13 protein-coding genes and 1 tRNA gene are annotated in these 12,235 nt (G+C 30.8%); 4 read left to right on the top strand and 10 right to left on the bottom strand.

Features of this window, described 5'->3' with window-relative positions; translation table 11 throughout:
• Window positions 1–14 precede the first annotated feature (14 nt).
• Window positions 15–251 (bottom strand): YneF family protein, encoded by a 237-nt coding sequence (locus AC1RPQ_RS03615; protein ID WP_112249992.1) that lies wholly within the window; start codon window positions 249–251, stop codon window positions 15–17.
• A gap of 95 nt (window positions 252–346) precedes the next feature.
• Entirely contained in the window at window positions 347–589 is a 243-nt protein-coding gene (locus AC1RPQ_RS03620; RefSeq protein WP_409022435.1) for a DUF896 domain-containing protein, read from the bottom strand.
• A gap of 147 nt (window positions 590–736) precedes the next feature.
• On the opposite strand from AC1RPQ_RS03620, the gene lexA reads away from it, so the two are divergent.
• Window positions 737–1,357 carry a transcriptional repressor LexA gene (lexA, locus tag AC1RPQ_RS03625; RefSeq protein WP_409022434.1) on the top strand — a complete coding sequence of 207 codons (621 nt, stop codon included), beginning with the start codon at window positions 737–739 and terminating at the stop codon, window positions 1,355–1,357.
• Window positions 1,358–1,410: 53 nt separating this feature from the next.
• Here the strand turns inward: lexA and AC1RPQ_RS03630 are convergent, their stop codons facing one another.
• Window positions 1,411–2,562, bottom strand: a complete 1,152-nt coding sequence (locus tag AC1RPQ_RS03630; RefSeq protein WP_481761392.1) for a hydroxymethylglutaryl-CoA synthase — start codon at window positions 2,560–2,562, stop codon at window positions 1,411–1,413.
• Between the two features lie 354 nt (window positions 2,563–2,916).
• Here AC1RPQ_RS03630 and AC1RPQ_RS03635 point away from each other — a divergent pair, with 354 nt between their 5' ends.
• On the top strand, window positions 2,917–3,780 hold the full coding sequence (locus tag AC1RPQ_RS03635; RefSeq protein ID WP_481761393.1) for a hypothetical protein: 864 nt from the start codon (window positions 2,917–2,919) through the stop codon (window positions 3,778–3,780).
• A gap of 51 nt (window positions 3,781–3,831) precedes the next feature.
• Window positions 3,832–3,918: transfer RNA gene (locus tag AC1RPQ_RS03640), tRNA-Ser, on the top strand.
• A gap of 398 nt (window positions 3,919–4,316) precedes the next feature.
• On the opposite strand, the gene AC1RPQ_RS03645 is transcribed toward AC1RPQ_RS03640, so the two are convergent.
• The 7 genes from AC1RPQ_RS03645 to AC1RPQ_RS03675 are packed head-to-tail and all read right to left on the bottom strand — an operon-like array spanning window position 4,317 to window position 11,300.
• Window positions 4,317–4,835 carry an adenine phosphoribosyltransferase gene (locus AC1RPQ_RS03645; protein ID WP_481761394.1) on the bottom strand — a complete coding sequence of 173 codons (519 nt, stop codon included), beginning with the start codon at window positions 4,833–4,835 and terminating at the stop codon, window positions 4,317–4,319.
• Between the two features lie 14 nt (window positions 4,836–4,849).
• Window positions 4,850–7,180 (bottom strand): single-stranded-DNA-specific exonuclease RecJ, encoded by a 2,331-nt coding sequence (recJ, locus tag AC1RPQ_RS03650; RefSeq protein WP_481761395.1) that lies wholly within the window; start codon window positions 7,178–7,180, stop codon window positions 4,850–4,852.
• A 17-nt stretch (window positions 7,181–7,197) separates the two neighbouring features.
• Window positions 7,198–7,563, bottom strand: coding sequence for a lipopolysaccharide assembly protein LapA domain-containing protein (locus tag AC1RPQ_RS03655; protein ID WP_481761396.1), 366 nt, complete (start codon window positions 7,561–7,563; stop codon window positions 7,198–7,200).
• Between the two features lie 11 nt (window positions 7,564–7,574).
• A complete protein-coding gene (locus tag AC1RPQ_RS03660) occupies window positions 7,575–8,384 on the bottom strand; it encodes an SDR family NAD(P)-dependent oxidoreductase (protein WP_409022789.1) in 810 nt (269 codons plus the stop codon).
• Window positions 8,380–9,327 carry a ribonuclease Z gene (gene rnz, locus AC1RPQ_RS03665; RefSeq protein WP_481761397.1) on the bottom strand — a complete coding sequence of 316 codons (948 nt, stop codon included), beginning with the start codon at window positions 9,325–9,327 and terminating at the stop codon, window positions 8,380–8,382. The genes AC1RPQ_RS03660 and rnz overlap by 5 nt, the downstream gene beginning before the upstream one ends.
• 19 nt (window positions 9,328–9,346) lie before the next feature.
• The gene (locus tag AC1RPQ_RS03670) at window positions 9,347–10,588 is read right to left on the bottom strand and encodes a sensor histidine kinase (RefSeq protein WP_481762181.1); all 1,242 of its coding nucleotides are present in this window, start codon (window positions 10,586–10,588) and stop codon (window positions 9,347–9,349) included.
• A 34-nt stretch (window positions 10,589–10,622) separates the two neighbouring features.
• Window positions 10,623–11,300, bottom strand: coding sequence for a response regulator transcription factor (locus tag AC1RPQ_RS03675; protein WP_481762182.1), 678 nt, complete (start codon window positions 11,298–11,300; stop codon window positions 10,623–10,625).
• An 85-nt stretch (window positions 11,301–11,385) separates the two neighbouring features.
• Here AC1RPQ_RS03675 and AC1RPQ_RS03680 point away from each other — a divergent pair, with 85 nt between their 5' ends.
• Window positions 11,386–11,664 (top strand): hypothetical protein, encoded by a 279-nt coding sequence (locus AC1RPQ_RS03680; protein WP_481761399.1) that lies wholly within the window; start codon window positions 11,386–11,388, stop codon window positions 11,662–11,664.
• The last annotated feature ends 571 nt before the right edge of the window (window positions 11,665–12,235 follow it).

The following is a 12,235-nucleotide window of genomic DNA, read 5'->3' on the forward strand; positions in this document are numbered from 1 at the left end:
CATAAAATATTAAATTATTTTTTTTGCGAACTATTTTTTGCTTGTGCATTCATAGATGACATCATCTGATGTAATTTCTTTTCAGAAGGTTTTTGGCCCATTTGGACCATCATCATTCTTAACATATCTTCATTGATTGGTGGGTTCTTTTGTAAATATGTTTCCATATACTTACGAGCACCGAAAAATCCTCCGACAAGTCCAACTGCTAACGCAATAACGGCGATTAAAATCGTCATTCCCATTGACATAATTCAAGACCCCTTTCAATTCACTTCAATCACTAATTCTACACAATTTTCACATAAAAGAAAAGGTAAATCTATTCAAATTGGGAACTATTTTCTTAGTTATCTCGTAAACCTTTATCACGTTGAACTTTTTTTACTTTGTCAGGTGTTACTTCTTTACCTGTTTTATCATAAACCTGCATCATTTCAACTCGACTTCTAAAACTTTCTCTAAATAATGCAAGATACGTTTCACGAAGTTCTTTTCTTTCAGCTTCTTCAGCCTTTGTTAAACCTTCATCAGTTTTACTTTTTGCAGCTAATTCATTTATTCTTGGTGCTAAATCTTCTGGGATCATTTATTATCACTCCTTAAAATTTCACTCATAAGCATACCTGATAATATGATAAAAAACAATTATTCAAATTAACCGAACGTTTGTTTGCAACAACTACTTTCATATGCTACTATTAAAATAATAAATAATGATGATGAGGTGTACTAAATGACAAAAGCATCTGACAGCAAACAACTTGCAGTCTTGCGCTTTATTCATGAACGAGTGGACACGAAGGGTTATCCACCAACTGTTAGAGAAATTGGCGAAGCTGTTTCTCTATCATCTACTTCCACTGTTCATGGACACATTGCTCGACTTGAAAAAAAAGGATTACTAACTAAAGATCCCACCAAACCTAGGGCAATTGAACTTACACCACTTGGATTAGATGCGATTGGCGTTAATAGTCATGAAAATTTAATTCCAATGGTCGGGACCGTTACTGCTGGTGTACCCATTTTGGCTGTTGAACAGGTAACTGATTATTTCCCCCTCCCACCTGACTTTAATTCCTCAGATGATTTATTCATGTTAACAATTCGCGGAGAAAGCATGATTAATATTGGGATATTAAATGAAGATCAAGTTATTGTCAGAAAACAGTCAACTGCTGAAAATGGTGAAATTGTTATTGCAATGAATGAATTTGATGAGGCAACCTGTAAAAGATTTTTCAAAGAAGAAAATCATTTTCGTCTCCAACCCGAAAATGATTCAATGGAACCAATTATTTTAGATTCTGTCTCTATTTTAGGCAAAGTCATTGGACTCTATCGTCATTTTTAATGAACAAAGCAGAAAAAGCTACTAAATTAGTCAGACTAATCTAGTAGCTTTTTCTATTGAATAGAATATTGCCTTTGCATATTTTTGCTGCCTATTAAAATATATTTAGATTTATCATTACTGTAATCTAAATAAATATCTGCTCCATCATTTTTTAAATGATTTTGATACATATTCTCGTATAATTCAATAGAAACTTGAACACGTTCTTCTAAATTAATTTTCGGTAATTGACTCTTGAAATTATCTGTTAATGTACCAGAAAAGAATTCTCCAACTGCCCCTGAACCATAGCTATACATCCCTATTCTATCACCGGCCTCTAAATCATTACTATTTTCAAGTAAAGATATAAAGCTTAAATATAGTGAGCCAGTATATAAATTTCCAACCTGATTATTATACTTTTTAGCTGCCTCAAATTCTCGTTCTAATTCAATTTTTTTGCTATCTGTCGCTTCATTAAGGACTTCTCTTAAACCTTTAACACCAAGTTTTGTATATGGCAAATGATATAAAATAGCCTTAAAATCAGCAACAGTTAATCCTGTTTTATTTTTATACTCATTCCATGTTTGATTAAAAAAATCTAAATATACGTTCTGAGAAGTTTTACCGTCTACAAGTGCTTCGCTGTGATTTAATGGGCGCCAAAAATCCATAACATTTTCCGTTACAAATCCACTATCTGCATCTAATAAAAGTATTTTTGGGTTTTTCGTAATAATCATTGCGACAGCGCCGCCACCTTGTGTAGGTTCACCCGCAGTATTTAGACCATATCTAGCAATATCAGCACCAATGACTAAAACCTGACTATTTGGATTAAGCGACACATGTCCTTTTGCCAATTGAATAGCGGCCGTTGCTCCATAGCAAGCTTGCTTAATTTCGATTGATCTCACGTGTTTTAAGCCTAAAAGACCTGAAACGTAGGCTCCTGCCGACTTTGAATTATCAATACCGGATTCTGTTGCAAAAATAACAAAGTCAATTTTGTCTCTATTTTCGTTATCTATTAATAGATCTGCAGCATTTGCACCCATCGTCACCACGTCCTGTGTCGGCGGTATAACAGCCATTTTTGATTGGCCAATTCCAATTAAATATTTATTAGGATCTACATTTCTGACATTAGCTAATTCTGACATATCAACGTACTGATTCGATGTAAAAAAATTAATTCGATCAATTCCAATTTTCATTAATCTTCCAGCTTCCATTTATTATATTGTTTTTATTGTACTTGATGTCTCATTTGATGGCAAGATTTGGTATCACTGGTTTAAAAAGGTATCATTATTCAGTTTCAAATACTAAACCTAAATACTTTTATTACTACCCTAGAAATATCTTTATCAATAAACTATCACACTCGGCGAACAGATAAAATTTGGCAACGATTACAAGACTCATTGGTCGTATTGCACTTAATTGCACTTAATTGCACTTAATTCCCCTTGAATACTAATTATAGAATCACTTTATGTATTCTCTTGTAATTGTCCAGTTAGACGTATAAAATTTAACCATATATTTATACGAAAAAGGGGATTAATATGATTGCACAAACATTTTATTTAATTGTTTTAATTATTTGGGTGTCTATGATTGGGTTAACTATTTGGGATAAAGGTTTGACTAATTTTTTTAAATATATATTCACCCCTACAAAAATACCAAGACAAAATAGATTTAAACACCCTTTTTTGTCGTTTTTAGTTATTCAAGAAAAAGAACAAAAATTTTATTTTTATGCAGTAAGTTTTTTAATAGGTACAATTTTTGGTCTAATGTTTTTCCCCAGGTTCTTAATTTTAAGACTACTAACATTTAGCATTGCTTCATTACTGTTTTGTTATAGTTTTTTTTCATACCTAAAATTATTCCCTAAAAAAACAAAACTCTGGCAAATTGAATCGTATTTATTATTACTTATTACTACATTCATTTTTTATCTAATTAATTATATGAATTTGATTACACCACTAATGGAAACAACAGTTATTTTTACATTTATATTAGGTATTATTATCATTACCTTTAGTTCATTCTATTTATTAAAATTACTTTCATACATTGTTCAAAATAATTTTGCACATACTGTACAGGTTATTGCTGAATTTGCATTAAATATTTTCTATGAAGGTTTGCTTGTTGGAACTTCTTTAATAGGCGTTTTAGGAGGTGAATCAAAAGTTACCGAATTTGTCTCTAAGTTACCCAGTGTCCATGTTGTTGATCACTTAGTAGCTATTTCATATTATGGCTTGAGTGATTTTTTTGGAGACCCCATAAATTCTATTCAAAATGTTCAGTCATATCCAACAATAATTTTATATATTCATCTGCTAAGCTTATTATTTGGCGCAAGCTACACGTGGATATTTCTTGCTAACTTAATAAGCATTGATAATAATTAAATGAGTTTTGCAATTATATTAAAAAGTTGATATACTAAACAAAGTTATTTTGGAGAGTTGGCAGAGTGGTAATGCACCGGACTCGAAATCCGGCGAACGCTGTAATGGCGCGCGCAGGTTCAAATCCTGTACTCTCCTTTTTATATCATATTAAACCAAAATAAAAAAACACAAACGCCAGTTTAAAGGCATTTGTGTTTTTTATTTTGTATAAAAAGAGACTATAAAGCATTAAAACATCATATGACTTTGCACATATTTCGCACATTTTTATATACCTAACATTAAAAAAGCTTTAAGTGACTTTCTGAATTATAAAAAATCAGTATTATACCTGTATCTTGGACCCAAACTGATGTATATATAATTAATATTTCGCAAACAACCGTCTGTTCTTGGTAAAAGGAAGATAATATTCAAAAGCTCGTAGCTTAATTTAAAAATAAAAAGCTCTAGTATTGGACGAAAATCCAATACTAGAGCCTCATTTTATAAAATTATACAACAATAGCTATCATAAAGCTGTAATCATGAATTTAATAGTTCATTAAACTGAATATATCATAGTCTTTTATTTTTTGACGGCCCTTTAAATCATCTAATTCAATAAAAAAGGCAGTCCCTACAACAATACCACCTAATTGTTCAACTAATTCTATCGTCGCTGCAATCGTACCACCAGTTGCTAATAAATCATCTGTTACTAAAACCCTCTGTCCAGGTTGTACCGCATCCTTATGCATATATAGTGCAGATTCTCCGTACTCCAATGCATACTTGGCCTCAACGGTTTCTCGAGGTAACTTACCTTTTTTTCTAGCTGGTGCAAATCCTACACCTAGATCATAGGCCACTGGACATCCAACAATAAACCCTCTAGCTTCAGGGCCAACAATCATCTCAACATTTTTACTCTTGGCATATTCTACAATTTTATTTGTTGCTTCGCGGTATGCTGCTCCGTCTGCCATTAAGGGTGATATATCTCGAAAAACAACACCTTTTTCTGGGTAATCAGGAATTGCAGCAATATACTTTGTTAAATCTAATACCATTAATAAACGCTCCTTTAATCTTCTGTATTCAATTGTTCAAGTATCCACTTTTTAAGATCATTCTCTTTAGAGTAGACTAACTTATCTTCAGCTAATATTCGATTATTTCTTAGCTTATATTCAGAAGTATTTTTAATGTCCATTTTATTTGTTGTACTTTTTCCAGTCATTAATCCATCTTTTATTTTAACAAATTCCAACTCTAAAAACACCTTAATCATGAATATTAATAAATTTTTCTTTATTTTTAAAAAATCAGATAAGACGATTAGTTGATTATTAATATCAACATCTTTATGACTCATCACAAATTTATATAACTTTGCATACTGTTCTCTGGATGGCATACCATCTAAATAGGCACTGTTAGTCTTTAAAAATACTGCAATTATTTTCTGACTATCCGATAAACGTAATATTGTAGACATTTGTTCCAACGAGCTTGGGCAATCTACAAATATAATTGTTCTTTGATTATCAAAATCTGATACACTTTTTAGTTGATCAGCCTGCTTAAATATCTGTTTGTCTGATGAAAATTGTTTTACTTGGTCATAATTTTTTTTATTCCAGAATATAAACAAGCCTTCATTTTGAAATAAACTTTTATTCACGTGGTCAGTTCTTTCATCAATAATTACAAGCCCTTCAAATTTAATGTCCTGTACCATTAACTGTAAATTTGTTTTATTCATCCATACATTTTTTTCAATTTCACCGATTAATTTGATCTCATCTAAAGTATTCTTGAAATCATCAACATACTTTGCATTTGAAAATGAAATTCCACTAATTTTTTCTTTCTCACCAACAACTTCAAATTTTAAGTGAGTTCCTGTTTTACCAATAGCCTTAACATTTTGTATTGATTTATATTTAATTTCAAAAATCGGTTTTTCATTGTCTGTACCAAATGGTTTTAATTTTTCAATATCCTTATAAAAATCCAAAGTCAATTGATCTACATTTAGCTTTGCTACAACCACTTTGGCTGGCTTAACGTTCAATTGAATTCCTTGAGATACTGCTTCATTTTCCAAGTCTAATCTAAATCTTTCTAAGTTTTGAATGGGAAATGTTAATCCCACGGCCATATGATGTCCACCAAAATGAGATGTTAATTCTCTATGTTCATTAATTGCGTTATACAAATGAAATGTATCAATACTTCGACCGGATCCTTTTAAATAGCCCTTCTCTGTATCTTGGTTTAAAATAATTGTCGGTTTACCAGTTACTTCAACAACACGACTAGCAACGATACCTAATACACCTTCGTGCCAATTTTCACCTGTTATTACCAGTGTTTTCTTGTACTGATTATACTCTGCTGTAGCCTGTTTCAATGCTAGTTCTAATATATCTGCTACAATTTTTTGACGGCGTACATTTTCAGATTGAACAAAGTTTGCTATTTCCTGTGCTCGTTCATCGTCTAGACTAGTTAACAGTTCAACACCAATATTTGCATCACCTAATCGCCCAATTGCATTTAAACGCGGCGCAATACCAAAACCAATATCTTTTTCATCTACTGTTTCCTGTTTTACATTCGCAACTTCCATTAATGCAATCAATCCTGGCCGGAACGTTTGTTGTAAAACCTTCAGACCGAAACTTACAAGTGAACGATTTTCATCTGTCAGTGATACCAAATCTGCTACTGTACCGATTACCACTAAATCTAGTAATTCTTCTGAAATATCACCTGTTAATGCACTCGCAACTTTAAATGCCACACCAGCACCTGAAAGTTCTCCAAACGGATATTTTCCTTCAGGATGTCGAGGATGAATTATTGCATAAGCCTTTGGTAAAACATCTGGTAATTCATGATGATCGGTTACGATAACATCTATACCTTGAGATTGAGCAAATTCTATTGCTTCATTCCCTGATACACCATTATCAACAGTAATAATCAAATTAGTACCATTGTCTATTATTCTTTTATAAGCATCTACATTAGGTCCGTAACCATCTATAAATCGGTTAGGTATATAAGTTTCCACATCTGCGCCCATATCACTAAGTGTCTCAAACATGATTGAGGTACTCGTTAACCCATCAGCATCATAATCACCATAAACCGTTATTTTTTGATTTTTAACTATTGCTTGTTGAATTCGTTCAATTCCTTTACTCATATCATGCATAAGCATTGGATCGTGAATGTTTTCTGCTCCTACATTTAAAAAATCAGTAATAGCTTTTTCAGATGTAAGTCCGCGGCTCCATAGTAAAGATATCAATGAATGATCTAATTGAATATTTTCAAATATTTCATTAGGTATTTTGTCATTACTTAAATCTAAAAACTTCCAACTATACTTTGATTCAATCATGTTAAACCTCTACTTTACTAACGATTTATATTTTCTGATTTTAACGTTTTAATTTCATTTTGTAGTAATTGAACTTCTTTTCTATTCTGAGTTTTTATTTTATCAATTGAATTTTTCAATGATTCATCAAAATTATTTTTATAGTCATCCAATTGTTGATTTAATTCTTTATTTTCTTTTTTTAATTTTAAAGTTGCACTTGTTGTTAACAGACCTATCAGTAGTGCTCCTGCTAAAATTGAAAATAATAAAATAAGAATCATTGGCATTTTAATTTCTGCAAACCAAAAATTAATTGAAACTTCCTTTACATTTAAAATTGAAAAAATTGCTATTACGATAATAAGTAATAACGCTATGATTGTTCGCCATTGTTTTTTCATATTTTCCCCCACTATTTTTTGTTAAATACTGTACCCGCAAGTAAATCTCCCATTTTAGGGAAAATTGTATATCCCAAATATGCCATTTCCATATAATATGGTAAATTAATTTCGCGTTTATTTGTACTTATGTTTCTTGATATAATCTTTGCAACATGCGCAGGATTTAGCATCATTGATCCAATATTTTTTAAATAGTTGCCCTCTTTATCAGCTATTTTGAAGAAATTAGTATCAATTGGTCCAGGATTAACTGTCATAACTTTAATCCCTAGTGGTTTTAATTCTAATCTCAACGCATTAGAATAACCAAGGACACCATATTTCGTTGCTGAATAAATTGCTGATTTCGGTGTTGCAATTTTCCCAGCAATAGATGCAATATTAATAATAACGCCATATTTTCTATCTGCCATATTTAGCGCAACATTTTGAGTCATGTACATTAGCCCCAAGACGTTTACTCTAAACATTTTTTCAGCAACATCCATATCAAAAGATAACACATTCTCCATCAAACCAAACCCTGCATTATTTATAAGTACTTCAATCGGTCCAATTGAAGATTCAATTTTTTTAACCATTTTTTCAATTTGAATTGGATCAGAAACATCACATTCAATCGCATAAGCCAATCGACCAGATAGACGCTGACAAGCATCTTTAACCTCTGTAAGTTTATCCATTTGTCTAGCGCAAATAACAACAATTGCACCTTTTCTAGCAACCTCATATGCCAGTTCCTTACCTAAACCACTTGAACCACCACTAATTAGAACGATTCTATTACGTAAATCTTTTAACTCTTTATATTGACTAATCATTTACTTTTTCCTTTTGAGAAAACGGCACATTAATTACATCAAAATCTCTAACAACCGTTGTATTTTTAAAGATACTTCTTGCCTCACTCTGTAAAGTAATGGCCATTTTACCAACATATCTTGCGGAAATATGTGTCAATAATAACATTTTCACGTTTGATTTTTTAGCGATTTCTGCAGCCTGAGCACTAGTTGTATGATAATAATTCCTTGCCATTTTTGATTCAGCTTTTTCAAATGTACTCTCATGAACCAGAACATTTGCATTTTCAGCTAATGTATAACTATTTTTTGTTTTTCTTGTATCGCCCAAAATTGTGACAATACGCCCTTTTTTAGTTTCTCCCAAAAAATCATTTCCATTTAATTTTGTGCCGTCTTCTAATTGAACTATTTTACCGGCTTTTAATTCTCCATAAATTGGACCAGACGGAATATTTAATTCTTTAAGTTTATCTATTTGTAATTCGCCTGCATAATCATGTTCCACAATTCGATAACCCACGCTTATAATACGATGATCTAAGTAATCAAAATATACTTTAAAAGTGCTATCTTCAAATATTAATCCAGGTTTATCAAGTTCTACAAATTTAATTGTATATGACAACTTCGTTTCAGAAACTTGTAAACTGGTCTTCACAAAATTTTGAATTCCTTTAGGACCAAAAATAGTTAAAGGTCCATTACCTCCTTGAAATGATCGGCTACTCAAAAGACCTGGCAACCCAAAAATATGATCTCCGTGTAAATGTGTAATGAATATTTTTTCGATTTTCCGAGGTTTTATTGTCGTTTGTAAAATTTGATGTTGTGTTGCTTCACCTACATCAAACAACCAAACACTATTACGTTCATCTAGTAGTTTTAGTGCAATACTGGTTACATTTCTATTTTTTGCAGGTGCTCCTGCTCCTGTACCTAAAAATTCTAATTCCATATTATTAACCTATCCTTACTTATTCATTTGATTTCATTGGTAATGTAACTTCAAAAACGACACCCTTCGGTATCTTATTTCTAACTTCAATTTTACCTTTATGCTCTTCAACGATCCATTTCGCAATTGACAAGCCTAACCCATTACCACCTGTTTTACGATTTCTTGATTTTTCTTCTCTATAAAAGCGTTGGAAGATTATTTTTTTATGTGTATCACTAATATTTTCTCCATCATTAATGACTTGTATCACTAGTTGCTTAGCCGACTCAATAACGATAAACGAAATTTCATTACCCGCTACTGTGTATTTCAATGCATTATCAAGTAAAATGACAATTAATTGATGTATACGGTCTTCGTCTAATTGAATGTACTTACTTGCAATATTTATTTGAAAATAAAATTGTTTATTTTGACTAAGCGCAATATCTGCATAAGGATGAATAATATTCTCAAAGTATTCCTTAGCAAGGACTTTCTTAAAGTTAAACACATTAGCATTAGAATCTGAATTAGCTAACAATAATAGATCTTTTGTTAGATTATTTAATCGTCTAATCTCACTTAATGAAGTTGCAATTGACTCGCTTTCATCGATAATATTTGCATTAGGTTTTGTTAACAAATACTCTAATTTATTTTGTACTATCGTCAATGGTGTTCTAAGCTCATGGGCTGCATTATCGATAAATTCTCTTTGCTTATTCCATGCACTAATCGTTGGTTTAATACTAATAGATGATAAAATAACACTTAAGGCAATCGACAACATTCCAAAAATAAGCAGAGATACAAGTAAAATATTCCTAAAACTAATCAATGAGTTTTGATTAATCTCAATATTTTCAATAATTTGAATATATCGTGCTTTATGCCATTTTTTAACAGCTGAGTCTGGAATTTCCATTAAGTATGACCTAAACGTAGGTCCGTTTTTTTGTTTAATTGTTTTAAATTTGTTTAAATCAGATTTTTTAAATGGTATCTTATTAAAAACGGGGTATCTGGTACCCATTGCATCTTTATTAATTATTTCTCCATTTTGTGACCATAAGATTTGATAGACTTTAAAGTCAGGTGCTTGCTTCAAAAGTGGACTATCATCGATTCTATTTATGGAGACATAATTAGAATCTTTTATTCGTCTAATTTGTTTTTTCATTGATATATCTACATTAACTGTTAAGGTGTCATTAAATGAACTATATACAATTAAACCAAGTGTTACAAAAATAATACTGAAGCTTAAAAGATACATAAAAAATAATTTTATACGCGTATCTCTATTTGCCTTATTTTTCATCAGGTTCAACCAGATAACCAACGTTTCTAATTGTTCGAATCATTTTTTCATGACCAATCTTTTTTAATTTTTTTCTCAGATTACTCATATAAACTTCTACAACCGTAATGCTAGTATCGGACGTAAATCCCCAAACACGGTCAAATATTTGTTCTTTCGTTAAAATAGTATTCTTATCTTCCAGTAAGTATGTTAAAAATTCATACTCTTTACCCTGTAAATTGATAGATTGGCTGCCAGAAATAATTGTTCTGTTATCAGATAAAATCATATCTTGATATTTTAATTCACTATCTATTTCAAATTTCATTGTTCTTTTCAGAAGAGCCTTTATTCTCATTTGTAATTCGTTTAAATTGAATGGCTTAGCTAAATAATCATCCGCCCCTAAATTAAATCCGGTAATTTTATCGTCAACACTATCTTTTGCTGATAAGATTAGCACTGCCGTGTCAATTTTCTTTTCTCGAATTTTTTTTAATACATCAAATCCCGATATTGTAGGAAGCATTAAATCTAAAATAATAATATCATATATATTTTGTGAAGCTTTAAAAAAGCCTTCCTCGCCATCGAACGCTTGCTCTAACGTCATAATTTTTGCTGTTGCTTCAACAATATTATCAGAAATAATTGTATCATCTTCAATAATTAATCCTCTTGGCATTTTTTTTCCTCATTCCTTTCATTTTCATTAAAAAAAATGCATAATAATTATATCTTCTACTAAAGGATGGTTAAATATTATGCGAATGATCGATTTAGAATTAGCCACTATTGATTTAAATAAAAATTTTAATTTATATTACACTACTAATAATCTATTTTACCCTATTTCTAAGGTAATTAGTACATCAGAATATTTTATTTTAATTGTTACTCCCTCTGATAAACCCTTGTTACTTCAAGATTTACTTCACGTATCTGAGTTGAAATCACGTCATAATAAGCTGTTTATCCAAACTATTGATAAAAATTTACATTTAATTTTAGGTTATAAAATAGATCATAATAAACTATTTTTAGCTTAAAACTTAAAATAGATCTGTCTTCATTCTACTCTGATGCTATTATATATATCGCATGGAGTATTAATAAAAAATGCTAACTGCTGTTATACAGTTAGCATTAGTGACATTTGTTAATAGATAAAGTTATTCTACATAATTATCCTGTCTTTATAGTATATCTAAAAAATGGAGGTAAAACAAATGAATATTCTATCTACAACAGTAAGTATCGTTGCCCTATTAATTTCACTGTATACCCTGTACATCGTCCTAAAAAGTAATAGATAAATTAAACGCTAATTTTTAACACAATACATTATTCATACAACTACTGGATTAAGTCATCAATTGTCCTATCTTATTCAAAAAAGGACAATATTAGTTTGTTGAAACAAATTTAAAAAACATTATAGAACATAGCTATTTTAAGGGTGTACACTTTCTGGTGTTGGTGAAATAAAATTCATCAACACCAGTTTTTTATTCTGAAAACAAAAAAAGAGGCCACCATGACCTGTACTAGGCCCTGTCAAGTTGACGGATGAAATAATATAAAATTTAATATGTTTCTAAATGGCTTTATCCCAGTATT

The sequence above is a fragment of the Dellaglioa sp. CoH-57-MRSF-21 genome (assembly GCF_056781915.1).